This is a genomic window from Marinobacter daqiaonensis, from assembly GCF_900115285.1.
Taxonomy (GTDB): Bacteria; Pseudomonadota; Gammaproteobacteria; order Pseudomonadales; family Oleiphilaceae; genus Marinobacter; species Marinobacter daqiaonensis.
Genome location: NZ_FOYW01000001.1, coordinates 1871630 through 1897713 on the forward strand (window position 1 = coordinate 1871630; position 26084 = coordinate 1897713).

Annotated in this window: 25 protein-coding genes; 19 read left to right on the forward strand and 6 right to left on the reverse strand. The window is 62.2% G+C overall.

Translation table 11 applies throughout. The features are described from left to right. Positions 1 to 161 precede the first annotated feature (161 nt). From BM346_RS08555 to BM346_RS08610, 12 genes are all read left to right on the forward strand, one after another. Complete coding sequence (locus BM346_RS08555) at positions 162 to 1775, forward strand: diguanylate cyclase (protein WP_092010872.1); 1614 nt, start codon at positions 162 to 164, stop codon at positions 1773 to 1775. Positions 1776 to 2024: 249 nt separating this feature from the next. Beyond that, positions 2025 to 2468 (forward strand): type II 3-dehydroquinate dehydratase, encoded by a 444-nt coding sequence (aroQ, locus tag BM346_RS08560; RefSeq protein WP_092010875.1) that lies wholly within the window; start codon positions 2025 to 2027, stop codon positions 2466 to 2468. 25 nt (positions 2469 to 2493) lie between these two features. Continuing rightward, positions 2494 to 2952 carry an acetyl-CoA carboxylase biotin carboxyl carrier protein gene (gene accB / locus BM346_RS08565; RefSeq protein WP_092010878.1) on the forward strand — a complete coding sequence of 153 codons (459 nt, stop codon included), beginning with the start codon at positions 2494 to 2496 and terminating at the stop codon, positions 2950 to 2952. 20 nt (positions 2953 to 2972) lie between these two features. Next, complete coding sequence (accC, locus tag BM346_RS08570) at positions 2973 to 4319, forward strand: acetyl-CoA carboxylase biotin carboxylase subunit (RefSeq protein WP_092010881.1); 1347 nt, start codon at positions 2973 to 2975, stop codon at positions 4317 to 4319. A 1-nt stretch (position 4320) separates the two neighbouring features. Beyond that, positions 4321 to 5217, forward strand: a complete 897-nt coding sequence (gene prmA / locus BM346_RS08575; protein WP_092010884.1) for a 50S ribosomal protein L11 methyltransferase — start codon at positions 4321 to 4323, stop codon at positions 5215 to 5217. A gap of 57 nt (positions 5218 to 5274) precedes the next feature. After that, a complete protein-coding gene (locus tag BM346_RS08580) occupies positions 5275 to 6546 on the forward strand; it encodes a DUF3426 domain-containing protein (protein ID WP_092010887.1) in 1272 nt (423 codons plus the stop codon). Between the two features lie 246 nt (positions 6547 to 6792). After that, the gene (gene dusB / locus BM346_RS08585; RefSeq protein WP_227662920.1) at positions 6793 to 7788 is read left to right on the forward strand and encodes a tRNA dihydrouridine synthase DusB; all 996 of its coding nucleotides are present in this window, start codon (positions 6793 to 6795) and stop codon (positions 7786 to 7788) included. Beyond that, positions 7785 to 8102 carry a DNA-binding transcriptional regulator Fis gene (gene fis, locus BM346_RS08590; protein ID WP_092010893.1) on the forward strand — a complete coding sequence of 106 codons (318 nt, stop codon included), beginning with the start codon at positions 7785 to 7787 and terminating at the stop codon, positions 8100 to 8102. Before dusB ends, fis begins: the two co-directional genes overlap by 4 nt. Before the next feature lie 72 nt (positions 8103 to 8174). Continuing rightward, positions 8175 to 9755: a bifunctional phosphoribosylaminoimidazolecarboxamide formyltransferase/IMP cyclohydrolase gene (gene purH / locus BM346_RS08595; RefSeq protein WP_092010896.1), complete on the forward strand. Its 1581-nt coding sequence runs from the start codon at positions 8175 to 8177 to the stop codon at positions 9753 to 9755. 29 nt (positions 9756 to 9784) lie between these two features. Then, positions 9785 to 11071, forward strand: a complete 1287-nt coding sequence (gene purD / locus BM346_RS08600) for a phosphoribosylamine--glycine ligase (protein WP_092010900.1) — start codon at positions 9785 to 9787, stop codon at positions 11069 to 11071. Positions 11072 to 11189: 118 nt separating this feature from the next. Further along, positions 11190 to 12773, forward strand: a complete 1584-nt coding sequence (locus tag BM346_RS08605; RefSeq protein WP_092010903.1) for a cation:proton antiporter family protein — start codon at positions 11190 to 11192, stop codon at positions 12771 to 12773. After that, positions 12754 to 13359 carry a methyltransferase domain-containing protein gene (locus tag BM346_RS08610; protein ID WP_092010907.1) on the forward strand — a complete coding sequence of 202 codons (606 nt, stop codon included), beginning with the start codon at positions 12754 to 12756 and terminating at the stop codon, positions 13357 to 13359. Before BM346_RS08605 ends, BM346_RS08610 begins: the two co-directional genes overlap by 20 nt. Before the next feature lie 113 nt (positions 13360 to 13472). Here the strand turns inward: BM346_RS08610 and BM346_RS08615 are convergent, their stop codons facing one another. The 3 genes from BM346_RS08615 to rho all read right to left on the reverse strand — a co-directional run bounded on the left by BM346_RS08615 (position 13473) and on the right by rho (position 17386). Next, entirely contained in the window at positions 13473 to 14477 is a 1005-nt protein-coding gene (locus BM346_RS08615; protein ID WP_092010910.1) for a 2Fe-2S iron-sulfur cluster-binding protein, read from the reverse strand. Between the two features lies 1 nt (position 14478). Next, positions 14479 to 15966 carry a 4-hydroxy-3-polyprenylbenzoate decarboxylase gene (gene ubiD, locus BM346_RS08620; protein WP_092010913.1) on the reverse strand — a complete coding sequence of 496 codons (1488 nt, stop codon included), beginning with the start codon at positions 15964 to 15966 and terminating at the stop codon, positions 14479 to 14481. A 157-nt stretch (positions 15967 to 16123) separates the two neighbouring features. Beyond that, entirely contained in the window at positions 16124 to 17386 is a 1263-nt protein-coding gene (gene rho, locus BM346_RS08625) for a transcription termination factor Rho (protein ID WP_092010916.1), read from the reverse strand. Between the two features lie 363 nt (positions 17387 to 17749). Between rho and moaB the strand changes: the two genes are divergently transcribed. Genes moaB through moaE form a run of 4 tightly spaced genes read left to right on the forward strand, consistent with a single transcriptional unit; the run spans position 17750 to position 20263 of the window. Next, positions 17750 to 18322: a molybdenum cofactor biosynthesis protein B gene (gene moaB, locus BM346_RS08630; RefSeq protein WP_092010919.1), complete on the forward strand. Its 573-nt coding sequence runs from the start codon at positions 17750 to 17752 to the stop codon at positions 18320 to 18322. Further along, positions 18322 to 19536, forward strand: a complete 1215-nt coding sequence (locus BM346_RS08635) for a molybdopterin molybdotransferase MoeA (RefSeq protein ID WP_092010922.1) — start codon at positions 18322 to 18324, stop codon at positions 19534 to 19536. The genes moaB and BM346_RS08635 overlap by 1 nt, the downstream gene beginning before the upstream one ends. A 5-nt stretch (positions 19537 to 19541) precedes the next feature. Further along, the gene (gene moaD, locus BM346_RS08640; protein ID WP_092010925.1) at positions 19542 to 19805 is read left to right on the forward strand and encodes a molybdopterin converting factor subunit 1; all 264 of its coding nucleotides are present in this window, start codon (positions 19542 to 19544) and stop codon (positions 19803 to 19805) included. Positions 19806 to 19807: 2 nt separating this feature from the next. Continuing rightward, positions 19808 to 20263, forward strand: coding sequence for a molybdopterin synthase catalytic subunit MoaE (gene moaE, locus BM346_RS08645; protein WP_227662848.1), 456 nt, complete (start codon positions 19808 to 19810; stop codon positions 20261 to 20263). A gap of 58 nt (positions 20264 to 20321) precedes the next feature. Here the strand turns inward: moaE and mobA are convergent, their stop codons facing one another. Both mobA and trxA read right to left on the reverse strand, forming a co-directional pair. After that, positions 20322 to 20930: a molybdenum cofactor guanylyltransferase MobA gene (mobA, locus tag BM346_RS08650; protein ID WP_227662847.1), complete on the reverse strand. Its 609-nt coding sequence runs from the start codon at positions 20928 to 20930 to the stop codon at positions 20322 to 20324. 55 nt (positions 20931 to 20985) lie between these two features. Then, positions 20986 to 21312 carry a thioredoxin TrxA gene (trxA, locus tag BM346_RS08655; RefSeq protein WP_092010928.1) on the reverse strand — a complete coding sequence of 109 codons (327 nt, stop codon included), beginning with the start codon at positions 21310 to 21312 and terminating at the stop codon, positions 20986 to 20988. Positions 21313 to 21655: 343 nt separating this feature from the next. Between trxA and BM346_RS08660 the strand changes: the two genes are divergently transcribed. Beyond that, the gene (locus BM346_RS08660) at positions 21656 to 23119 is read left to right on the forward strand and encodes a Ppx/GppA phosphatase family protein (RefSeq protein WP_092013506.1); all 1464 of its coding nucleotides are present in this window, start codon (positions 21656 to 21658) and stop codon (positions 23117 to 23119) included. A gap of 21 nt (positions 23120 to 23140) precedes the next feature. On the opposite strand, the gene BM346_RS08665 is transcribed toward BM346_RS08660, so the two are convergent. Then, positions 23141 to 25075 carry an ATP-binding cassette domain-containing protein gene (locus BM346_RS08665; protein ID WP_092010931.1) on the reverse strand — a complete coding sequence of 645 codons (1935 nt, stop codon included), beginning with the start codon at positions 25073 to 25075 and terminating at the stop codon, positions 23141 to 23143. A 21-nt stretch (positions 25076 to 25096) separates the two neighbouring features. On the opposite strand from BM346_RS08665, the gene BM346_RS08670 reads away from it, so the two are divergent. Then, positions 25097 to 25636 carry a DUF2390 domain-containing protein gene (locus BM346_RS08670; protein ID WP_092010934.1) on the forward strand — a complete coding sequence of 180 codons (540 nt, stop codon included), beginning with the start codon at positions 25097 to 25099 and terminating at the stop codon, positions 25634 to 25636. Then, positions 25633 to 26022, forward strand: coding sequence for a hypothetical protein (locus tag BM346_RS08675; protein WP_092010937.1), 390 nt, complete (start codon positions 25633 to 25635; stop codon positions 26020 to 26022). Before BM346_RS08670 ends, BM346_RS08675 begins: the two co-directional genes overlap by 4 nt. The last annotated feature ends 62 nt before the right edge of the window (positions 26023 to 26084 follow it).

The following is a 26084-nucleotide window of genomic DNA, read 5'->3' on the forward strand; positions in this document are numbered from 1 at the left end:
CCCGCATGGGCGATTCGCCGGCCAAAGACCGTACCCACGTCTCAGGTTCACAAAGATTTACAGTTCGCTGCCTGCGTCTTCAGTTACAAACACTATAGACTGCAGAAACAAAGACATCCTGCATTCCCCAAAAAAACAGACAGGACATTTTCGGTAACCCCATGACTGACGAGTCTCAAAAAGAAAAACTCCGCCAGCATTTTGCACGCCGCGTTACCAACCAGGCCCGGGTAGTACTGGACACCTGGCAGAAAATCCACGGCGATCCGTCAGCGGCCGCTTCTTTCAGGGGTGACCTTTACGGCGCCGCGGACAAGCTGGCGCGCTATGCCAGCCGGTTCGAAATGGTTGCCTACGTCGACGCCGGCAAGGCAATTACCGACGCCACCGGACACTGGCCGGAAGGCGAAGTGCCGGATTCCGGCGCCCTCCAGGCCCTTAGGGAGGCGGTGGCGGCGCTCGAGCAGAGCACCCAGCGGCGCTCGGATCGGAAGAGCAGCGAACCGCCACGGGTCTATCGCAAAACACCCGTATATGTTGCCCTGAGCAGCCACGAACTGGCCAATCGGCTGATCCGGCAACTGGAGTTCTTCGGCTTCCGGGCTGAGGCTTTCGACACCCCGGAAGAGCTGGCCAGCGCCTGTGCCCTCCACAAGCCGGAGACGATTCTGATGGACATCGCCTTTGGCGGTGAACCTGACAGCGGTCTCACCACGGTGGAAATGCTCCAGCAACGCCATGACACGCCGATTCCCATCATTTTCGTCAGTGATGAGGACGGCACCATCGAAACACGACTGCGGGCATCCCGCTGCGGCGGCGAGGAGTTCTTCTATCCGGCAGTGGATCCGGGTCAACTGATCGAAAAGATCGAGACCTATACCCACAACAATGCCGTCGAGCCCTACCGGGTCCTTGTGCTGGACGACTCCCGGGCCCAGGCGAAGTTCATGGAAACGGTGCTCAGGAAAGCGGGCATGAAGGCCCACATCATCACCGATCCCATGCAGATCATCGTGGCCCTGGAGGAATTCAATCCGGAAATCATCATCCTCGACATGTACATGCCCGGCTGCACGGGGATGGAGATCGCCCGGGTGATCCGCCAGCAGGACCGCTTCCACAGCGTGCCCATCATCTACCTGTCAGCCGAGGACGATGTCCAGAAACAGCTCCACGCAATGAGCCTGGGGGGCGATGACTTCCTCACCAAACCCATCGATCCGAAACACCTGATCGCCACGATCCACAACCGGGGCCGTCGGGCCCGGTCACTGCTGGCGCTGATGATCCGCGACAGCCTGACCGGACTGTTCAATCACACCCATACCCTGTATCTCCTGGAGCAGGAGATCGTGAAGGCGGAACAGAAGGGGCAGTCCCTCTGCTTTGCCATGATTGATGTGGACTATTTCAAGAAAGTGAACGACACCTTCGGACACCCCATCGGGGACCGCATCCTGCGCGCGCTGTCCATGTTCCTGAAACAGCGCCTGCGCAAAACCGACCATATTGGTCGCTATGGTGGCGAGGAATTCGCCGTCATCATGCCGGACACCCGGGAGAGCGACGCCCGGGTGGTTCTTAACGACATCCGCGAAAAATTCGCCGAACTCACCCAGAACGCAGGCGACCGCGACTTCCATGTCACCTTCAGTTGCGGTGTGGCCGGATGGCGTGGCGAGACGGCCTCGGTTCTCTGTGAGAGGGCGGACCGGGCACTCTACCGGGCGAAGGCGTCGGGCCGGAACTGCGTACTTGGGGCGGCCGACTGAGTTCCGTAGCCGCAAGGAACCCGCGATTCGGGCTTCTTCCGGTTTCTCTGCATGAAACCATAGTCTTATGGACGGAACTCCGCCAAAACGCCAGAATAACGCTGGCCTGGCGCAATCCTGTCTTTGAAACTCCGGAATTCATACGGTCGTTTGTCAAAAAGTGTTGAACCTCCGGAGTTCAAGACGCATCATGGGCGAAAAATCTGCCAAAATTCGGCATTTTCTGAAATTCAGCAAGGCTTGACTCTCATGGCCACCATCCTCGTTCTCCATGGCCCAAACCTGAACATGCTCGGTGTCCGCGAGCCCGAGGTCTATGGTCACGAAACCCTTCAGGATATCGACGAACGCCTGCATGCCGCCGCGTCAGAACAGGGCCATCACCTGCTCCACCTCCAGTCAAATGCGGAGTACGAGCTGATCGATCGTCTCCATGAAGCCCGCGCGGAAGGCATCGACTATCTTATTATAAACCCGGCGGCCTTCACTCATACCTCCGTAGCCCTGAGAGACGCCGTGCTGGCCTCTGGAATACCGTTTATCGAGGTGCACCTGTCAAACGTGCACGGGCGGGAGCCATTCCGCCACCATTCGTATTTTTCCGATATTGCCGACGGCGTTATCTGCGGCCTTGGCAGTCAGGGCTACGACCTGGCACTCCAGGCAGCCCTGCGACGTATCAAATCCAACTGACACCAGTAACGGGACGTTAAACACCATGGATATTCGAAAAATCAAGAAACTGATCGAACTGCTTGAAGAATCCGACGTGGAAGAGCTGGAGATCCAGGAAGGCGACGACTCTGTTCGTATCTCGCGCCGCCGCGAACAGGCTCCTGCCATGCAGTATGCGCCCCAGTACGCGCCTCAGCCTCAGCAGGTCTCAGCTCCCGCATCCTCATCAGCTCCAGGCGAAGCGCCTTCGGAGCCGGCGGCTCCCAAGGGGCACGCGGTCAAATCGCCGATGGTCGGCACCTTCTATCGCTCGCCATCCCCCAGCGCGCCCTCGTTCGTGGAAGTGGGTCAATCGGTCAAGGCCGGTGACGTCATCTGTATCGTCGAGGCCATGAAGATGATGAACCAGATAGAGGCCGACAAGAGCGGCACCATTACCGATATCCTGGTGGAGAACGGTCAGCCGGTCGAGTTCGACCAGCCTCTGTTTATCATTTCCTGAGCAACGGGTGACATAACATCATGGCCATGATCGAGAAAGTACTCATCGCCAACCGCGGCGAAATCGCCTTGCGGGTACTCCGGGCCTGCAAGGAGCTGGGCATCCGTACCGTTGCCGTCCATTCCCAGGTGGACCGGGACCTTATGCATGTGCGGCTGGCGGACGAATCCGTCTGCATTGGCCCCAACGCCGCCACGGACAGCTACCTGAACATCCCGGCAATCGTCAGCGCCGCGGAAGTGACCGACAGCGTTGGCATCCACCCCGGCTATGGTTTCCTGGCAGAAAACGCCGACTTCGCCGAGCAGGTGGAAAAGAGCGGCTTCACCTTCATCGGACCGCGGGCCGAGACCATCCGCCTGATGGGCAACAAGGTATCCGCCATTGAAGCAATGGTTCGGGCCGGCGTTCCCACTGTACCCGGCTCCGACGGACCCATCGATAACGACGACGAGCGCACCCTGCGCATCGCCCGGAAAATTGGTTATCCGGTCATCATCAAGGCGGCTTCAGGCGGCGGCGGTCGGGGCATGCAGGTGGTCCATACCGAGGCTGCCCTGCTCAAGGCCATCCAGGTAACCCAGACCGAAGCCAAGAACGCTTTCGGCGATGCCACGGTCTATCTCGAGAAGTATCTGGAGCGGCCCCGCCACGTCGAGGTCCAGGTGCTGGCGGACACCCACGGCAACGTGATCCACCTTGGCGATCGCGACTGCTCGATGCAGCGCCGCCACCAGAAAGTCCTGGAAGAGGCCCCGGCGCCGAACATCGACCCGGAAGCCCGGGAGAAGACCCTGAAAGCCTGTGTCGACGCCTGCAAGGAGATCGGCTACGTGGGCGCGGGGACCTTCGAGTTCCTGTACCAGGATGGGGGGTTCTATTTCATCGAGATGAACACCCGGGTTCAGGTGGAACACCCGGTATCGGAAATGGTCACCGGCGTGGACATCGTCCGTGAGCAGCTCCGCATTGCCAGTGGCCTGCCCCTGCAGTACACCCAGGACGAGATCCGCATCTCCGGCCACGCCCTGGAGTGCCGTATCAACGCCGAGGACCCGAAGACTTTTGTGCCCAGTCCCGGCAAGGTCAAACACTTCCACGCCCCCGGTGGCAACGGCATCCGGGTGGACTCTCACCTTTACAGCGGATATACGGTACCACCCTACTATGACTCACTGGTGGCCAAACTGATCACCTGGGGGGATGACCGGGAGATCGCCCGCCGCCGCATGAAAAATGCCCTGGACGAGCTGGTGGTGGAGGGCATCAAGACCAATCAGCCCCTGCATCGTAAACTGGTGAGGGATGGCGGTTTCAAGAGCGTGGATTTCACCATCCACTACCTCGAAAAGCTGATACGGGACTGATATGCCCTGGATCCAACTGCAGGTTCCGGCTGATCCGGAAAACGCCGATCAGCTGGAGGATCTTTTCATGGAGATGGGCGCCGACGCCGTCTCCATGGAAGATGCCGCCGACCAGCCCATCTTCGAACCGGACCCGGGCACCACCCCCCTGTGGAGCGACACCCGGGTGATTGCCCTGTTCGATGCCAGTCGGGACATTGATCAGCTCTGTGCTGAAATACGCGATGCCTGGCACCGGCAGACCCAGCAGGACCTGCCCGAAATCGACGTCACCCTGGTGGAAGACAAGGACTGGGAGCGGGCCTGGATGGACGACTTCAAGCCCCTCAGGTTTGGAGAGAGGCTCTGGATCGTGCCAAGCTGGCACAGCGCGCCCGACCCAGCGGCGGCCAACCTGATGCTGGACCCGGGTCTCGCTTTCGGCACGGGCACCCACCCCACCACCGCCCTTTGCCTGGAATGGCTGGACGGTCAGCATTTGCAGGGTCAGCAGATCATCGACTACGGTTGCGGCTCCGGCATCCTCGCCCTGGCGGGCCTGTTGTTGGGAGCCGATCATGCCATTGGCGTGGACACCGACCCCCAGGCCCTTGAGGCCAGTCGCGAAAACGCCCGCCGCAACCAGGTGGACGACAGCAGGCTGGACCTCTACCTGCCAGCCCGGGAGCCCGACACCCGGGCGGACACGCTGCTGGCCAATATTCTCGCCGGGCCCCTGATCGAGCTCGCCCCGACCCTGGCACGCAAGGTTCGGCCCGGGGGCAACCTCGTCCTTTCGGGCATACTCGCGCAGCAGGCCCGGAGTGTAATGGCCGCCTACGAGCCCTGGTTCATCATGGACGAGCCGGTCCAGCGCGAAGAATGGATACGCCTCACAGGACGCCGCATTGACGGGTGACGAAGCATTGCACTGTCGCTAAACTGCCGAGAGTCTGAGACCTTACAGGAACGAAGGATGGCCGATACCCCCAGTCTGTTGACCCGCTGCCCACACTGTGACACCCGTTTCCGGGTCACGGAAGAGCAGCTGAGCGTCGCCAAGGGCAAGGTGCGCTGCGGACACTGCATGGAGGTATTCGACGCCCGGGCCAATGCTGACGCCAGCGATGAAGCCCACCCCTCGCCCGCGGCAAAGACGGCAGAAAAGCCCCCTGAGCCTGTTGAGAGCGATTCCTACGAGAGCTTCAGCGCCACCGAAGCGGAAGATGAACTGATCTTCCAGGACAACCCCGAGGAGGATGCCGCCGAAGGCCGCTACGCCGGCCAGGATCTTAATTTCTCGGACGACGAACTCAGCGACAGCTTCAGGGAGTCGCAGGAGTGGCCCTCGGGCCAGGATACGGTCGAAGAGGAAGGGCTGGGTGACGTCGACGAGAGCTGGGCTGAAGCCATGCTGGAGGAAGAGTCCACCAGAAAAGCCGATACCCCTCCGCCACAGCCGGCCAGCCCCGCGCCAGCGCGCCCTTCCCCTGGGCGGGAACCGGAAAGGCCCCGGTCCAGAGCGAAACCGGAAGATGCCCGACGGCAGGAGCCACGCAGCCAGGCATCAGAACCGGAGTTTCCGCCGGATCCGCCCCTTGAACTGGGCGAATGGCCCTCCGAGCCCCTGCCACGGGACCGGACCGGCGCCGCGGAGCCGCCACGGGACACTTCCGGGCAGCGGACTTTCCCCTCCCTGGACGACATTTCCCCCTATGAACAGCTTTCACGGGAACCGGTGTCCGTGGGGGCCAAAAAAGGCGGGAGCGCCCGTGGCTGGCTGTGGAGCCTGGTCGTTCTGGCCCTGCTGGCGGCCCTCGTCTCACAGGTCGCCTGGTTCCAGTTTGACAGACTGGCTGCGATTCCAGAGCTTCGGCCCTGGTATGAAAAGGCCTGTGAGTATGCCGGCTGCGAGCTTGAACCACTGGTGGCCCTGGACCGGATTCAGAGCCGGAAACTGGTGGTGCGGACCGACCCGGAGAATCGGGATGCGTTGCTGGTGGACGCCGTGATCATCAATCAGGCCGAATTTGAACAGCCGTTCCCGTCCATCGCGCTCACGTTTTCCAACCTCAATGGCGACGTGGTGGCCCAGAGTGTTTTCCCACCGGAAGACTACCTGGCTGGCGAAGCTGCAGATCTGGACGCGATGCCAACGGAGACGCCAGTGCGAATATCCATCGCCATCCGGGACCCGGGTCGTGACGCGGTCAACTACAATCTCCGTTTCGTTAACCGCCGTCAGTGAATACAGGACCTGTCCGGGAAATCCGCCATGGGTGGACATTCGGCCGCATAAAAGTCAACCAGGCAGGACGAAAAATAATCAGTTTTTTACACCCTACTGGCCTTCAATAGCCTGCCCCCCGGCGGTATCATTGTCGCCCCCTGAAGAAATCACCCATTCCTGACTGGCGGCCCGAGCCGGAGCCGTCCAGCGTGTTTGGCTGGTTCAGGAGACGCTCAGACCACCGACAACGGACACAGACGTATGCTGCCCACGGTCAAGATCGGGCCCTACACACTGCCGAACTCACTGGTGCTTGCACCCATGGCGGGTGTGACGGACCGGCCCTTCAGGCAGTTGTGCCGGCGCATGGGTGCTGGCCTGGCGGTGTCCGAGATGGTGATTGCAGACCCGTCGCTGTGGCATACACGCAAGTCCCGCCTCCGGCTGGACCACAGCGGTGAGCCGGAACCCCGATCGGTGCAGATTGCCGGCGGTGACCCGGAGATGCTTGCCAATGCCGCGCGAATGAACGCGGAGCATGGCGCCCAGATTATCGACATCAATATGGGCTGCCCCGCCAAGAAGGTGTGCAACAAGGCGGCGGGCTCAGCCCTGATGAAAGACGAGCAGCTGGTGAAAGACATTCTTCACGCCGTGGTCCGGGCAGTGAATGTTCCGGTCACCCTGAAGATGCGCACCGGCTGGGATCGTGACAACCGCAACGCCCTGGCGGTAGCCCGCATGGCCGAGGACGCCGGGATCCAGGCGCTGGCGGTTCACGGCCGGACCCGGGCCGATGCCTACCGTGGCGACGCGGAATACGACACCATTGCCGAGGTAAAGGCAGCGGTATCCATTCCGGTATTTGCCAATGGTGATATCACCTCGCCCCATAAGGCGCGGGATGTGCTCAGGCACACGGGCGCGGATGGCCTGCTCATAGGGCGGGGTGCCCAGGGCCGGCCCTGGATCTTCCGGGAGGTGCATCACTTCCTGGAAACCGGTGAGATTGTCAGCGCTCCCCCTCTGGACGAGGTGGAAACGATTCTGCTGGACCACCTGGGAGAACTTCACCGGTTCTACGGTGACCCGATGGGCGTTCGCATCGCCCGCAAGCATGTGGGCTGGTACCTCCAGTCCCACGATGCCGGCAAACAGTTCAGAAAGCGCTTCAATGCGCTGGATTGCGCCCAGGCGCAGTCCGAGAGTATCCAACAGTATTTTGCAGCCTTACGAAACGGAGAGGTATTCGCAGCATGACCGCCGAAACCCTGGCAAACGAGAATCTGGGGCGTTCCGCCAACGACGACCAGCCCACCCTTCAGACAGTCAGCAGCACGGGCAATTCCGTCACCCTGCGGGACAGTGTCGAAGTGGCCCTGAAGAACTACTTTGCTCAACTCGACGGCGCCCCCGTCACAGACGTGTACCAGCTGGTACTCTCTGAAGTGGAAGCGCCCCTGCTTGAGCAGGTCATGAAGTACACCCGCAACAACCAGACAAAGGCATCCACCATGCTGGGGCTGAACCGCGGAACGCTCCGCAAGAAGCTCAAGCAGTACGGTCTGCTATAATACCCTGGATTGACCAAGGCCTCCCGGACACCCTTCGCGAGGCCTTTCCTGTTTCAAGAAGGCAGAAAAATCATGACCAACCCGTCCAATACGCCTGTCCGCCGTGCCCTGATCAGCGTTTCCGACAAGACCGGCATCGTCGACTTTGGCCGCCAGCTCACCGAGCGGGGCATCGAGCTTCTCTCCACCGGCGGCACCTACCGTCTGCTGAAGGAAAACCAGGTTCCCGTCACTGAGGTCAGCGACTACACCGGCTTCCCGGAAATGATGGATGGCCGGGTCAAAACCCTGCACCCGAAGATCCACGGCGGCATCCTTGGACGCCGGGGCACCGACGACACGGTAATGAACCAGCACGATATCCGTCCCATCGACATGGTCGTGGTCAACCTCTACCCGTTCGAGGAGACCGTGGCCAGACCGGATTGCGACCTGGCCACCGCCATCGAGAACATCGATATTGGCGGTCCCACCATGGTACGGGCGGCTGCCAAGAACCATAATGACGTCGCCATTGTGGTCAACGCGTCCGATTACGGGCGGATCATCAGGGAGCTGGACGAAAACGACGGCCAGCTCACCCACCGCAGCCGCTTTGATCTCGCGGTAAAGGCGTTCGAGCACACGGCAGGTTACGATGGCGCCATCGCCAACTACCTCGGCGGTCGCACACCGGACAACGACAACCCCGACTTCCCCCGCACCTTCAACACCCAGTTCATCAAGGTGCAGGACATGCGCTACGGCGAGAACCCCCATCAGCGGGCCGCCTTCTATGCCGAGCGTTATCCCAGGGAAGCCTGTGTGGCCACTGCCAAGCAGCTCCAGGGCAAGGCGCTGTCCTACAACAACGTGGCCGATACCGACGCCGCGCTGGAGTGCGTCAAGCCTTTCGCTGACCCGGCCTGCGTCATCGTCAAGCACGCCAATCCCTGCGGCGTGGCCATTGGCGCCGATATCCGCCAGGCCTATGACCTGGCTTTTGCCACCGACCCCACCTCCGCCTTCGGAGGCATCATTGCCTTTAACCGGGAGCTCGATGAAGACACCGCCCGGGCGATCATCGACCGGCAGTTCGTGGAAGTGATCATCGCCCCCACCGTTTCTCCCGAAGCGGTGGAACTGGTCGCCGCCAAGAAGAATGTCCGCCTGCTGGCCTGCGGCGCGTTCGACGGCGATCGCGCGCCGGCCATGGACTACAAGCGGGTCACCGGCGGTCTGCTGGTCCAGGACCGTGACCTGGGCATGGTGGCCATGGAGGACGTCAAGGTGGTCACCGAGCGCCACCCCAGCGAGGACGAGCTCAACGACCTGCTGTTCGCCTGGGAAGTGGCCAAGTACGTCAAGTCCAATGCCATCGTGTATGCCCGTGCCGGCCGCACCATAGGCGTGGGAGCGGGCCAGATGAGCCGGGTCTACAGCGCGAAGATCGCCGGCATCAAGGCCGCGGACGAGAACCTGGAAGTTAAAGGGTCGGTAATGGCCTCCGACGCATTCTTCCCGTTCCGGGATGGCATCGACGCCGCGGCGCAGGCCGGCATTACCGCGGTGATCCAGCCTGGTGGCTCTATGCGGGACCAGGAAGTGATCGACGCCGCCAACGAGCATGGCATCGCCATGGTGTTTACCGGAATGCGGCATTTCCGCCACTGATCGCCCCACAATCGTCGAGGTAGAACAAGATGAATATCCTGGTTATTGGTAATGGCGGTCGCGAACACGCCCTGGCCTGGAAGGCCGCACAGTCCCCCGACGCGGACCGGATTTTTGTGGCCCCCGGCAACGCCGGCACTGCCCTGGAGCCCCGGCTGGAGAATGTCTCCATTGATGTAATGGACCTGGAGGCCCTCGCGGATTTTGCCGCGACCCATGACGTCGGCCTGACCATTGTCGGCCCTGAAGCCCCCCTCGTCGGCGGCATCGTGGACCGGTTCGAGGCCCGGGGCCTGCGGGTGTTCGGACCCAGCCAGGGCGCAGCCCAGCTGGAAGGCTCCAAAGCCTTTACCAAGGACTTCCTGGCCCGGCACGCCATTCCAACCGCCGACTATGCCAATTTCACCGATGTCGACCAGGCCCTGGCCTACGTCCGGGAAAAAGGTGCCCCCATTGTGGTCAAGGCGGACGGCCTGGCGGCTGGTAAGGGCGTGATCGTAGCCATGACACTGGCGGAAGCCGAGGCAGCGATCCGCGACATGCTCGCGGGAAATGCCTTTGGCGAGGCCGGCAGCCGGGTGGTGATCGAGGAGTTTCTGGACGGCGAGGAAGCCAGTTTCATCGTCATGGTGGATGGCGAGCATGTGCTCCCCATGGCCACCTCCCAGGACCACAAGCGGGTCGGCGATGGCGACACCGGACCCAACACCGGCGGCATGGGTGCCTACTCCCCGGCCCCGGTCGTCACCGCCGGAATCCACCGCCGCATCATGGAAGAGGTTATCTATCCGACGGTGCGGGGTATGGCTTCCGAGGGCCATCCCTACAAGGGGTTTCTGTACGCCGGCCTGATGATCGACACCGGGGGCACTCCCAAGGTCATCGAGTTCAACTGCCGATTCGGCGACCCGGAAACCCAGCCCATCATGCTGAGGATGAAGTCGGACCTGGTTGCTTTGTGCAACGCCGCGGTGGACGGCAAACTGGACCAGTGCCAGTCCGAGTGGGACGACCGTGCCTCGGTCGGTGTTGTCCTGGCAGCCGGAGGATACCCCGGCAGCTACGACAAGGGAGACGTCATAACAGGTCTGCCGGAAAGCGAAACCGACGGCGAGAAGGTTTTCCACGCCGGCACCCGCATGAAGGGTGAACAGGTGGTCACCAATGGTGGCCGGGTCCTGTGCGCCACCGCCCTTGGCGAAACAGTCACGGAAGCCCAGCAGCGGGCCTACGCACTGGCACGAACCATCAGCTGGAATGGCATGTTCTATCGCAGGGACATTGCCTACCGGGCCATCGCCCGCGAGTCCGACTGACAGTTCGGGGGACCACACCCAGGCCCGGCCCATGTGCCGGGCTTTTTAGTATTCAATCCAGACGCAAAACCAAGTAGTCTACCGAAGCCGATTGTTCCGCCTCAGAAGCGCCCTACTCATGTCAGAAGCCATCTGGATTACCTTTGCTTTTTTTCTTGGATTGCTGGTCAAGGCATTCGGCCTGCCACCTCTGATCGGATATCTGGCAGCGGGCTTCCTGCTCAGCGGCCTGGCCGGCTTCACTCCCCTGGTAGTGGAAGGCACCGATGCCCTCGCTCATATTGCCCACCTGGGGGTGCTGCTGCTGCTGTTCACCGTGGGCCTGAAGCTGAAACTCAAGTCCGTGGTCAGTCCGGAAGTCATCGGGGGCAGCCTTATCCATTTCGGCATCACCTGCCTGGTCTTCACCCCCGGGATTCACTTCCTCGCGGGACTGGACTGGAAGACCTCGCTGTTACTGGCCATTGCGCTGTCCTTCTCGAGCACCGTACTTGCCGCCAAGGTGCTGGAGACCAAGCGGGAACTGAGAGCGTTCCATGGCCGGGTCGCCATCGGCATCCTGATCATGCAGGACCTGGTCGCACTGGTAGTGATGAGCGTGGCTGCCGGCAAGACACCATCACAGTGGGCCCTTCTGGTTTTCGGCCTGCCCCTTCTGCGCCCCCTGCTGTACCGCCTTCTGGATGCCAGCGGCCATGACGAACTGCTGGTGCTGCTGGGCCTGTTGCTGGCCCTGGTGATCGGCGGTCTCGGCTTTGAGGCGGTTGGCCTGAGCTCGGAGCTCGGCGCCCTGATTTTCGGGGCCATGCTGGCCAACCACCCCCGGGCCCAGGAGCTTTCCAAGTCACTCTGGAGCGTCAAGGAAATCTTCCTGGTGGGTTTTTTCCTGCAGATCGGCATCGGCGGCCTGCCGGACGGCAATGGCCTGCTGTTCGCCCTGGTAGCGGCCCTGGTGCTGCCCCTAAAGGGCATCCTCTTTTTCTTCCTCCTGTTGCTGTTCCGGCTGCGGGCCCGCAGCAGCTTCCTGACCAGTCTCTCCCTCACCAACTACAGCGAATTCGGCCTGATCGTGGCAAGCGTCGCCCTGCCCCAATGGCTGGTGCCTCTTGCCATCGCCGTGGCATTGTCGTTCATCTTCTCGGCACCATTAAATCGCCTGGCCCACCCCCTTTATGAACGGCTGGCACACCGGCTGGCGCCTCTGGAAAGCAAGCGCCGGCATCCGGACGAGCAACCTGTCTCCCTCGGCGGTACACGGGTACTGGTGATGGGGATGGGCCGCACCGGCACCGCCGCCTATGACCGGCTTGCCGAGGAGGAGCCGGACCTCATGGGCCTCGACTCGGATCCCGCCAAGGCCGAGAAGCACGCTGCCGAAGGACGCAACGTGGTATTCGCCGACGCCGAGGATACCACCTTCTGGGAAGGCCTCTACATGCCCAAGCTGGAGGGCGTCATCCTGGCCATGAACGACATCGAGGGCAAACTGATCGCCGCCCGGATGTTGCGCAAGAAAGGCTTCAGCGGCTACGTGGTTGCCCATACCGGGTATGCCGACGAGGCGGAAAAGATCCGCGAGGCGGGTGCTGACGAGGCCTTCCTGACCATGAGCGAAACCGGCGTTGCCCTCGCCAGCCACCTGGCCGACCGCCGCAGCCCGTTGACTGGCGAGGTACCGGCTGATGGATACCCAGTCCAGTAGCCTTCACGAGGAGCGGCTGGACCGGGTTGCCGGGCTGATCCGCACCTCCGGTGCCCGGAGCATTCTCGACCTGGGTTGCGGCAGCGGTTCGTTGCTGCGCCGACTGATGCGGGAGGCCCGCTATGAGCAGGTTGTGGGCGTCGAACAATCGGGCCTGTCCCTGAGGCAGGCCAGGGAAATGCTGGCTGAGGTGGCTTCCGGCGATACACGTGTGTCGCTTCTGCAGGGCAGCTACATGGACGCGTCACTTCCGCTCAGCGGTTTCGACGCCGCCGCCATGGTGGAGACCATCGAACACGTTGACCCTGGCCGCCTCTCGGAGGTACAACGGGCGGTATTCGGCACATATCGCCCGGGCTGGGTGGTCATGACCACCCCCAACGCCGAATACAATCCCCTGTTCGATCTCCGCCCGGGAGAGTTCCGCGACCCTGATCATAAATTCGAATGGCCCCGGCACAAGTTCCGCCACTGGTGTGCCACCGTGGCGAAGCAGTCAGGCTATCAGGTCCGGTTCAGCGGCATCGGTGAGGAAGACCCGGAGCTCGGCCCGCCGACGCAGGTGGCGGTCTTTAACCGCTTTTAAAAGAAGATTTGCCACGGAAGAACACGGAAAAAAACAAAGATAAAGAGTCTCTATCTTTCCGTGTCGTTCCGTGGCTGAAAGTCTTTTCTTTCCGCGGGTTCCGCGGCTAAAAATCAGTACCGTGGCGCATACTCGAGGACATCGGAAAAGAACTCGGACTCCGGCAGGCCCGCCCCCACGAGGGCGTCCATGAGAGTGTAAACCATCACCGGTGAGCCGCTGGCCATGACCCGGACGGTGTTCCAGTCAAAGCCGGAGTTGAGCACCGCGTTCACCAGCTGGTCGTGGTGTCCGCTCCAGTCGTTATCGTCGTCATCGCCCACCACCGGTACAAAGGTAAACGGTTCCCACTCACGGTCCCATGTTTCGGCGAGATCCCGAAGATACATATCCTCGGGTTGGCGAACTCCCCAGTACAGGGTGACCGGGTGGTCGAAGCGGGTGCCCCGAAGATAGTCCACCATGCTCTTCATCTGGGCGAAGCCGGTACCTGCGGCAACCATCAGCAGCGGTTTTTCGGGAATCGACGCCAGACACGCCTTGCCATGGGGCATTTCCAGGGTGATTTCTCCGCCGGCCATCAGGGCATCGATGACCCGCTGGGCGGAGACCCACTCCTCGGTGGCCTGGATGTGCAGTTCGATGGCCTGATCCGACGGACTGCTGGCAATGGAAAAGTAGCAGGGGTCCGCCTCGGGCAGATTCACCGACAGGTACTGGCCGGCGTGAAAGGAAAGCTCCCGCCGGCGGTTCAGCTGCAGCTCCACGCGATAGACGTCATGGCTGATGGATCGCACGTCGGCGACTTTTGCCTGAAATTTCTTCGGCGGGTTCTGTCCAGCGGCCATAACGGCTTGTATCTCCAGTTCCAGATCGGTTTCCGCCCGGCTTCGACACATCACCAGGGGTTCACCAACCACAATAGTCTGTTGGTTTCGGGTATTCACGGCCCGGCCCTTCAACAGGCGGGCCTCACACAGCTCGCAAACGCCGTTGCGACAGGCCGCGGGCACCGCGATGCCGGCAAGCCCGGCGGCACCGAGCACATCGTCCGCCGGGCCCGCCGGAAACGACAGCCCCGAGGGCCGCAGTACAATACGGTACGGACCAGTGGCCATATCAGTCGGGGCGCGGGGATGAAGATTCAATCCCCAGGCTGTCCCATTTTTCGTCAACCTGTCGTTTGATCTCTTCGCTCATGGTAATGGGCACCCCCCATTCCCGGTCGGTTTCACCGGGCCACTTGCTGGTGGCGTCCAGCCCCATCTTGGAGCCAAGCCCCGACACCGGCGAGGCGAAATCCAGGTAATCGATGGGGGTGTTTTCCACCAGCGTGATATCCCGGGCCGGGTCCATACGGGTTGTCATCGCCCATATCACATCATTCCAGTCACGGGCGTTGACGTCATCATCGGTGACAATCACGAACTTGGTGTACATGAACTGCCGCAGGAAGGACCAGACCCCCATCATCACCCGCTTGGCATGACCCGGGTACTGCTTCTTCATAGTGACCACCGCGAGCCGGTAGGAGCAACCCTCCGGGGGCAGATAGAAGTCAACGATCTCCGGAAACTGCTTCTGGAGGATGGGAATGAACACCTCGTTCAGTGCCACCCCGAGAATCGCCGGCTCATCCGGCGGACGCCCGGTATAGGTACTGTGGTAGATCGGATCCCGGCGATGGGTAATGCGCTCCACCGTGAACACGGGGAAGTGATCCACTTCATTGTAATAACCGGTGTGGTCCCCGAAAGGGCCTTCAGGCGCGGTATCTCCGGGGTAGATAAAGCCTTCCAGCACGATTTCGGCACTGGCGGGCACCTGGAGATCACTCAGCCCGGCCCTGACCAGTTCAGTACGGCTGCCACGAAGCAGGCCGGCGAAGGCATACTCTGAAAGGGTATCCGGTACCGGGGTCACAGCGCCCAGAATGGTGGCGGGGTCGGCCCCCAGGGCGACGGCGACGGGGAACGGCTCGCCGGGATGAGCCTTCTGCCACTCCTGGAAGTCCAGGGCGCCGCCCCGGTGACTGAGCCAGCGCATGATCAGCCGGTTGCGGCCGATGACCTGTTGCCGGTAAATACCCAGGTTCTGGCGCTCCTTGTGGGGGCCTCGGGTGATCACCAGGGGCCAGGTCACCAAGGGTCCGGCATCCCCCGGCCAGCAGTGCTGGACCGGGATCACGCCCAGATCGACATCATCTTTGCCAATCACCACGTCCTGGCAGGGAGCCGACCTCAGCACCTTCGGGCTCATCCGCATGACCTGACGGAACAGGGGCAGTTTCTCGATGGCGTCCCGGAAGCCCTTGGGCGGGTCCGGCTCCTTCAGGTAGGCCAGCAGCTTGCCGATATCCCGCAGGGCCGTAACGCTGTCCTGGCCCATCCCCATGGCGACCCGCCTGGGGGTGCCGAACAGGTTTCCCAGTACCGGCATGCTGTAACCCTTGGGGTTCTCGAACAGCAGGGCCGGACCACCGGCCCGCAGTGTGCGGTCGCAGATCTCGGTCATTTCCAGATGGGGATCCACCTCGACGGAGATCCGCTTCAGCTCACCCTGCTTTTCAAGCTGGTCAAGAAAGTCACGCAGGTCGTTGTATTTCATGGCTGGCTCCGAATTGGTCGGAAGTCATTACGCGCGGCAAAAACAGGCAGATTAAAAAAGCCCGGAAAAAGCCCGGAAGCGTTTCCGCTCCCGGCTTCCGGGCTCTCTTGTGGAAGCCCCTCCCGCATCCTTTCCGGAGCAGGAGGAATGGCATCCTTTAACGACGCTTCATCGACTGGAAGAACTCGTCGTTGGTCTTGGTTTCCTTGAGCTTGTCCAGCAGAAACTCGATGGCCGCGGTATCGTCGTCCATGGAATGGAGCAGCTTGCGCAGGATCCAGACCCGCTGGATGTCGGCCTCACTCATCAGCAGATCCTCACGGCGGGTACCGGAGCGACGGATGTTCATGGCGGGATAGATGCGCTTCTCGGCGATCTTCCGGTCCAGGTGGACTTCCATGTTGCCGGTGCCCTTGAATTCCTCGTAGATCACCTCGTCCATCTTGGAACCGGTGTCCACCAGCGCTGTCGCCAGAATGGTCAGGCTCCCGCCCTCTTCCACGTTCCGGGCCGCGCCGAAAAACCGCTTGGGTTTTTCCAGGGCATGGGCGTCCACACCGCCGGTCAGAACCTTGCCGGAGGAGGGAATGACGGTATTGTAGGCACGGGCCAGGCGGGTGATGGAGTCCAGCAGGATAACCACATCTTTCTTGTGCTCGACCAGACGCTTGGCCTTCTCGATCACCATTTCCGCCACCTGGACGTGACGGGCCGGAGGCTCGTCGAAGGTGGAGGCAATGACCTCGCCGCGAACGGTGCGCTGCATTTCGGTCACTTCTTCCGGACGCTCGTCAATCAGCAACACCATGACATGACAGTCGGGGCTGTTGCGGGTGATGGACTGGGCAATGCCCTGCATCAGGAGGGTTTTACCGGCCTTGGGCGGCGACACGATCAGGCCCCGCTGGCCTTTGCCGATGGGCGCCACAAGATCCAGCACCCTGGAGGAGAGATCCTCGGTACTGCCGTTGCCCACCTCGAGAACCAGCCGCTCATCCGGAAACAGCGGCGTCAGGTTCTCGAAAAGAATCTTGTTACGGGCGTTGTCCGGCTTGTCGAAGTTGATCTCGTTCACCTTCAACAGCGCGAAATACCGCTCACCGTCCTTGGGTGGCCGGATCTTGCCGGAAACCGTATCCCCGGTACGCAGGTTGAAGCGACGAATCTGGCTGGGCGAGACATAAATGTCATCGGGACCGGCCAGGTAGGAGGCGTCAGCAGAACGGAGGAAGCCGAAGCCATCCTGCAGAATTTCCAGTACGCCATCACCGTAGATGTCTTCGCCGCTTTTGGCGTGCTTCTTCAGGATCGTGAAGATGACATCCTGCTTGCGGGAACGGGCCAGGTTCTCAAGGCCCATTTCCTGCGCGATGTCGAGCAATTCGGGCACAGACTTCTGCTTGAGTTCAGTAAGATTCATAGTTTATTGGTTTATCAGGAATGGAGTAAGCGATAGTTGGAATGACAGGGACGCCCCTGAACGGTTTGATCGGAAACAATGCGCCGCGCGTGGTGCTGGCCAGATGGAGCAACCGGTAGTGATGGAGTCCGGAAAAAATACTGAAGCCAGAGACAGGGAGAACAACCGCTCGCCAGGCAAACAGGATAATCGACTACCGGCCGCACCCCTGTCAAGTACCCGTGACCAAATTTGCATCAGTTTGTGTCATCCGTCCACCGGAATGTGGCACATCCACCTATGCCGGTTGGGGTACTCCCTTCCATTGACCCGACTCTATACGGATACTGTTATCAAACAGACAGCCATCAACGGAGTGCCCCAATGAGCAGCAAACCCACCGGTGAACTGGTCTCCCTCAACCTTGCCCTGCTGACCGTCTCCGATACCCGGGGCCCGGCGGAAGACACTTCGGGGCAGTACCTGGAAGACCAGCTGGTGGCCGCGGGCCATCGCCTTGCGGCCCGCCGGATTCTGCCGGACGATGTCTACCTGGTGCGGGCACTCATGTCCGGGTGGATTGCCGACCCCGCCATCCACGGCATCATCATCACCGGCGGCACCGGCTTTCACGAACGGGACAGCACACCGGAGGCGGTGGCGCCGCTGCTGGACAAGACCATTGACGGCTTTGGCGAGGAGTTCCGCCGCCTGTCCCAGCTGGACATCGGCACCTCCACCATCCAGTCCCGGGCCTTCGCCGGCATGGCGAATCACACGGTGATATTCTGCCTGCCCGGCTCCACCGGAGCCTGCCGCACCGGCTGGGAAGGCATTCTCAGCACCCAGCTGGACAGCCGCCACGGCCCCTGCAACTTTGCCGCCCTGGTGCAGCGCAAACCGGATCGGGCCATTCACCGCCTGGCGGAAAAAATCGGTGAAAAGGCGGCAGGCTGATGACTGGTCAGACTCTCGCCTCCCTCGAAGACGCCCTCGACCACCTCCTGGACCGGGCCCGGCCGGTCACCGGCACGGAAACCCTGCCGCTGCACCGGAGCCTGGGGCGGATCCTGGCCGGGGATATCCAGGTACCGGCCGATGTGCCACCAGCAGACAACAGCGCGGTGGACGGTTACGCCGTGCGGGTGGCTGACACCCCCGGCAATCCGGTCCTGCCGGTATCCGCCCGTGTCCCTGCGGGGCAGCCCCCGGGCGAACTGACACCCGGCACAGCGGTAAGAATTTTTACCGGATCCGAGATTCCCGCCGGCGCCGATGCCGTGGTCATGCAGGAACGTACCGAAAGCCGCGACGGGGGAATCAGCATCACCGCGGACGTGGAGATTGGCCAGAATATCCGCCGCCAGGGCCAGGACCTGGCCTGCGGCAACGTGGCGTTGACCGGTGGCACTCCGATCCGCCCCCAGGAAATGGGCCTGCTGGGGTCGATGGGTATTGGCGAGATCCCCGTCCTGCGGCGACTCAGGGTCGCGGTTTTCAGCACTGGCGATGAGCTGGTGGAGCCTGGCCAGCCTCTGGCGCCGGGACAGATCTATAACACCAATCGCTTCACCCTGGCCGGCCTCCTCGAGGCCACGGGGTGCGAAATGACACGGTGCGATACCCTGGCGGATACCCGCCACGCCACCCGGGAAAGCCTGCTGGCAGCGGCCGCGGAAGCGGATCTGATTATCACCAGTGGCGGTGTGTCCGTCGGCGAGGAAGATCACGTGCGGGCGGTGCTTGAGGAGCAGGGTGAGCTGTCACTCTGGCGTCTGGCGATAAAACCCGGTAAACCGCTGGCGTTCGGCAGCATCGACGGCACACCGGTACTGGGCCTGCCCGGCAACCCGGCGGCAGTGCTGGTCACCTTCCTGATCGCGGGGCTGCCCTATATCCGTCACTGCCAGGGGAACCGCCGCTACCACCCTCTGGGCGAACCCCTTCCCGCCGGATTCAGTGTGGACAAGCCGTCCGTCCGCCGCGAATTCATCCGGGCCCGCAAAGAGATAAAGGGCGGCGGTACGGTGGTTACGGCCTACCCCAACCAGAGCTCGGGCGTGCTCAGTTCCGCCTGCTGGGGTGACGGCCTGGCCGTGGTGCCCGAGCACACCACGGTGGCCCCGGGGGACACGGTCACCTACTATGCCTTTACAGAACTGCTGGGATAGTCACTATGGCAACCGACACCATCACCGTGCGTTACTTTGCCCGCCTGCGGGAGGAGCTGGGTACCGACAGCGAGGTCCTGGCCCTCGATGCCGAACAGCGGACCGCCGGCGACCTCCTGAATACTCTGGCTGAGCGGGGAGGCCCCTGGCGGCAGCTGGCCGGTGACCAGCCGGTCATGATTGCGGTCAACCAGGCCATGGCCAGGCCTCACACTCGGGTCGGACCGGGGGATGAGGTCGCCTTCTTTCCACCGGTCACCGGAGGCTGATCATGGATCTGGTTCAGGTTGGGGAGGAAGACTTCGATCCCGCCGAGGAGTACGCCCATCTCAGGACCAGTGGCTCCGGGACCGGCGCCATTGCCACCTTCACCGGTCTGGTCCGTGACAGCGGCGACCTCAGTGGGGTGACGGGTCTTTACCTGGAACACTACCCGGGCATGACCGAACAGGTCATCACCGGTCTGATCCACCAGGCCCGGGAGCGCTGGGATCTCCACCGGGTGCGGATAATCCACCGCGTCGGCAGCCTCAGGCTGACAGATCAGATCGTGTTTGTGGGCGTCAGCAGCGCCCATCGCTCGGATGCCTTCGCCGCCTGCCAGTTCCTGATGGATACTCTCAAGACCAGCGTGCCGTTCTGGAAGAAGGAACTGACCGACAGCGGTGAGCACTGGGTGGAGCAGAAGGCTTCTGACCGGCAGTCGGGTGAGCGCTGGGAAGAGTGATTTCCGGCTCCGGGAATTCGAATGAGAACCCGCCCGCATGAAAACGGGCCCCGGGGCACTAGTAGGCTTTGCCGTCCTCCAGCCGGTTGATGTTATCCAGCAGGCTCTCCGGCTCGATGCTGACTGAACGCGCACCTGCCGCGCCCGCGAAAGCCATCACCCGGCGATCGCCCGCCTTCAGCCTCCGCGCCACCATCGTCGCCAAAGAGACCGGGTAAACACCGTGGAGCGGGTGCTGCCGACCCCCAGAGCTTACGATAACCGGCACACCGGGCGCGGCCTGGTAAGCCCGGTACAGCGCCCGAAACAGTTCGGGCGTGACCCCGGGGGTATCGCACGGGGAGACCAGCACCGCGTCAAAGCCCTCACTGGCCGCCGCCTGCAGCCCCGCCAACAGCCCGGCCATGGGGCCCTGCCACCGCAACTCAGCCGCATCGCTGACCAGACGGGAACTGTAACCGCGATAGCGGTCGTGGGAGCGGTTGGCGCTGATCCATACGGGGGAGACCACCGGCGTCATGGCATCCAGCACCCAGGCGACCAGGGGGCGCCCCTGCCACTCGACCAGTCCCTTATCCGCACCGCCCATACGGCGGCCTTCGCCGCCGGCGAGGATCAGACCGGCAATGGTCTGCTTGTCCGTCTCGTCAGCCATCATCTCTGGCATAAAAAAACCGCCCGTGAACCCGAAGTCCAGGGACGGTTTTCCGCCTCTTGATCGATCAGAGGTTGCTGTCGAGGAAGGCGGCCAGCTGGGACTTGGACAGGGCGCCGACCTTGGTGGCGTCCACATTGCCGTTCTTGAACAGCATCAGGGTGGGAATGCCGCGGATGTTGAACTTGGGCGGTGTCTGCTCGTTCTCGTCGATGTTCAGTTTGCAGACCTTGAGCTTGCCCTCATACTCCTCGGCAATCTCTTCAAGCACCGGCGCGATCATTTTGCATGGACCGCACCATTCCGCCCAGTAGTCCACCAGTACGGGAACGTCGGAATTCAGGACATCCTGCTCAAAGGAATCGTCTGTTACTTTTACGATATTTCCGCTCATTGCTGTTTCCTGCGTCTGTCGCCGGTCTTGTCACTGACTGACCGCCGGCGAACTGGATCTTTGACGGTATGGGACCGCCGCGAACGATACAACTGATTCGAAAATTGGATAGGCCCTACTTTACGCGATTTCTCATGCGCCTGTGAAGCGCCATGGCGGTTCCGCCGGCGAGGGGGCCGTTCGTTACTGACAGGCCGGAAGCATATCGCTTATAGTACCCGGCAGCGAAGCCCGACGGGCAAGATGGCGCAAGCGCCTCACTATAAAGGCTGGCAAGAGGATTTCAAGAGACGTGACAGCCCCAGACAACGCCAACCCGCCCGAGCTGCTGGCGGCCATCGACATGGGCTCCAACAGCTTTCACATGGTCGTTGCCCGTCAGGTCCATGGCGAAATCCGCACCCTCGAAAAAATGGGCGAGAAGGTCCAGCTGGGAGCCGGCCTCGACATCAATAACTGCCTGACGGAAGAGGCGCAGCAACGGGCGCTGGCCTGCCTGGGAAGGTTCGCCCAGCGCATCAGCGGTATGCCACCGGAAGCGGTACAGATTGTCGGCACCAATGCCCTCAGGGTTGCCCGCAATGCCGGCGCCTTCATTGCAAGGGCGGAGGAGGTTCTGGGTTATCCCGTGGAAATCATTGCCGGCCGGGAAGAGGCGCGCCTTATCTACCTTGGCGTGGCCCATACCCTCTCCGACGACACCGGGCGCCGGCTGGTCATCGATATCGGCGGCGGCAGCACCGAGTTCATTATCGGGGAACGGTTTGAAACCCAGGCCCTGGAAAGCCTGCACATGGGCTGCGTGTCCTTCCGTAACCGGTACTTTCCCGATGGCAAGATCAGCCGTCGGCAAATGGACCAGGCGGTGACCCATGCCTCCCAGGAACTGCTCAATATACGCTCCGGTTACCGCGAGCTGGGCTGGCACAGCGCGGTGGGTTCCTCGGGCTCCATCAAGGCCGTGGCCACCGCCCTCAGCACACTGCGGATCAACGACGGGGTCCTCGACCTGAAAGGCATGCGGGAACTGCGCCGGCGGCTGATTGACATGGGCCATGTGCGACGACTGGCGGACCTGGGGATCCGGGCGGATCGCCAGAGCATTTTCCCGGCGGGTTTCGCGATCCTGATGGCCGCTTTCGAGTCCCTGGGTATCGAGAGCATGACCTACGCCGATGGTGCCCTCCGGGAAGGCCTGCTCTACGACATCCTGGGCCGGATCCAGCATGAGGACGTAAGGGAGCGCACCATCAGCGCACTGCAGGAGCGCTATCATCTGGACCAGCGCCATGGCGAAGCCGTGGAGAACTCGGCCATCGCCGTCTGGCAATCCGTCAGCCGTGACTGGGATATCGACACCGTGGCTGACGAGGAGTTGCTGAGATGGGCCTGCCGTCTGCACGAGATTGGCCTGACCATATCCCACAGCCAGTACCACAAGCATGGCGCCTACCTGCTGCGTTACTCCGACCTGCCCGGCTTTACCCAGCAATTCCAGCAGGAACTGGCCACCCTTGTCCGCGGCCACCGACGCAAGTTCTCCCCGGCGATTTTCGAGGGCTTCAACCCGGAGGAAACGAGCCGGCTCCAGCGCCTCTGCATTCTGGTACGACTGGGCGTACTCCTGCAACACGCCCGCAAGTACGAGGAGCCACCGAAGGTCAGCGCCAGGGCCAGCAACAAGCGACTGCAGCTGATACTGGACGACCGCTGGCTCAGGGAGCGTCCGCTGACCCTGGCGGACCTGGAAAACGAAAAGGAATACCTGGTCAGACAGGGCTATACGCTTCAGATCCAGACCCGCTGACCCGGCCCGGATGGCGGAGATTCAGCCCGCCTCGAGCCGGGCCTCCAGGCTTTCCAGAGCTTCGGTGGTTTCCAGCCAGGTCGCTTCCGCCTCTTCCAGAGCTGCGCTCACAGTAGCCTGCTCGGCCAGCAGGGATTTCAGGCGATCCTTGTTACCCGCCTCATACAGCGTCGCGTCCGCAAGGGTCTCCTCCAGTTCCGTCAGCCGCGACTGGGCCTGCTCCATCGCTTTTTCGGCCTGGCTCAGCCGTTTCTTCCATGGACTCAGCTGCTGACGGAGCTGCGCCTGCTCCCGCTTGAGGGCCTTGCGCTCGTCGGCGTTCAGGCCGGTGGCGACCGTCGTCACACTGCTCTGGCTGTCACGGCGAGGCGGCTCGGCCTCGTCCTTGCGCCTCTCCCCCAGCCAGCGCTCGTAGTCCTCCAGGTCTCCCTCGTAAGGGACGACGATGCCATCATTCACCAGCCAGAACTCATCCACCGTATTGCGTAACAGGTGGCGATCGTGGGACACCACTACCATGGCGCCTTCGAAGTTCTGCAACGCCATGGTCAGGGCCTGGCGCATCTCCAGATCCAGGTGGTTGGTGGGCTCGTCCAGCAGCAACAGGTTTGGCTTCTTCCACGCGATCACCGCCAGGGCCACACGGGCCTTCTCCCCCCCTGAGAAGGAGCGGATCGGAGAGAGCGCCTCGTCTCCGTGAAAATCAAAGCCACCCAGGAAATTGCGGATACTCTGCTCGGACGCCTTCGGCGCCAGCCGCTGTAGATGCAGGAAGGGACTGGCGTCCAGATCCAGGGATTCCAGCTGATGCTGGGCAAAATAGCCAATGGCCAGATGTTCGCCGCAGGTGCGCTCACCCGCCAGCAGGGTCGTGTCGCCCCGCAGCGCATCCATCAGGGTGGACTTGCCGGCCCCGTTGGGGCCCAGCAGGCCGATGCGGCTACCGGGCAGCAGGGTCAGGTTGAGGTCCGACAGCACCACGGTATCGCCGTGCCCCGCCTCCCCATTGCGAATGGACAGGAGGGGGTTGGAGACCCTGTCGGCCAGCGGGAAGGTAAAGCTGAACGGCGAGTCGATATGGGCCGGGGCGATCCGCTCCATTCGTTCCAGCGCCTTGACCCGGCTCTGGGCCTGACGCGCCTTGGTGGCCTTGGCCTTGAAGCGGTCCACGAAACGCTGGATCTCGGCGACCCTGGCCTGCTGCTTCTCGTAGTTTGCCTGCTGCTGGGCCAGTCGCTCACTGCGCTGGCTTTCGAAGGCGGAGTAATTACCGGTGTATTGCACCAGCTTCTTCTGGTCAAAATGAATAATGTGGGTCGCCACCCGGTCCATGAAATCCCGGTCGTGGGAAATGAAAAGTAACGTACCCGGATAGCGGGCGAGCCAGTTCTCCAGCCAAAGACAGGCGTCCAGGTCGAGGTGGTTGGTGGGCTCGTCGAGCAGTAACAGATCGGACGGCTTCATCAGGGCCTGGGCCAGGTTAAGACGGATGCGCCAGCCACCGGAAAAGGACGCCACCGGCCGGTCCGCATCGCCATCGGCAAAGCCGAGGCCTCGAATCAGTGCCTCCGCCCGGCGGGAAGCCGACCAGGCCTCATGCAGATCCAGCTCACCGTGAATCCGCGCCATGCCATGATCGTCGCCGGCCTCTTCCGCCTTCGCCAATTCCGCTTCCAGCTCACGCAGGCGGCTATCGCCATCGAGCACGAAGTCACGGGCGCTACGCTGGGAGGCCGCCACCTCCTGGGCCATATGGGCAATGCGACATCCTCCCGGCAGCGCCACTGTCCCCTGCTCCGGAGACAGCTGGCCCAGGAGCAGCTGGAACAGACTGGATTTTCCGGCGCCGTTGGCACCGACAATCGCAACCCTCTGACCGGGCTGAATGGTGACGCTGGTGTTATCTAGCAACCAGACGCCACCGCGTTGTAAACTGAGATCGGTTATCGTAAGCATAGCGGGATTATACGACGTCTTATGACCGAGAGGGAAAATACCCAGCCGGATACGGACACTCCCCTATGGCGGTTTGCACTGGCCTTCTGGCAGCGGGAAGGGGCCGCCGGACTCTGCCTCGAGCTGCAGTCCCAGGGCTGGAGCGTAACGCGGATTCTGTGCGCCGGCTGGCTGGCGCGGGAAGGCCATTGCTATTCCGGGAGCGAACCGGAAACCGTCACTCATTGGCGTCAAAGTGTGACCGCGTCCATACGTTCCCTGAGGCAATCCCTGAGCAAATCGGATAGCCTGCAACTCCCGGTACGCCAGAGTCTGGCGAAGGCCGAACTGGAGGCGGAACGGGTCGAGCTGTTCCATGCCTGGGAAGCGCTGCAGGATCAGTTGAGCTCCCTGGCCGGGGACCAGGACGAGGCCCTTGCCCTGGCCAACCTGAGAAAGGCCGCACCGGCAACGGACAATCGCACCAACGAGATGACAGACGCCATGATCACACAGCTGGCCCGACTTATGCTCGATACCCCCACGCCGGCCTCCGATACTCACGGGAGTCCCGGGTCGTGAGCCGCTGGCTGGCGCGGCTGGCTTTTCCCGCCCTGGGGCTGCTGGTGGTGCTGATCCTCGTGGGTGTCAGTGTGCCTCAGGAGGCAGCAGCACCGCGAGCACCCGCGCAGCCACCGGGAACGATGCTCTCCTTTGAGGAGGTAGTACCGGCTCCCGTGCCCGTGGAAGGGCCGGATATCGTCTTCAAGTGGCAGGGTGCTGACGGCAGCTGGCATTATGCCGACCAGCCACCGGCCGAGGGCCCGTGGAATACCCTTGCCATTGAACCCCGCCGCAGTGTCTCCCCGACCCACCCAAGGAGCCCTGACCAGCCGGATCAGGATCTGTCGTATCCATACGCTGCGCCCTTCTCACTCAGCCCACGCTACCCCGAGAATGGCAGCTGAGGAAGCCCCTCCGCCATTCGGCATTTACCCATACCCGGTATTACGACTCCGTCAGTGGTATC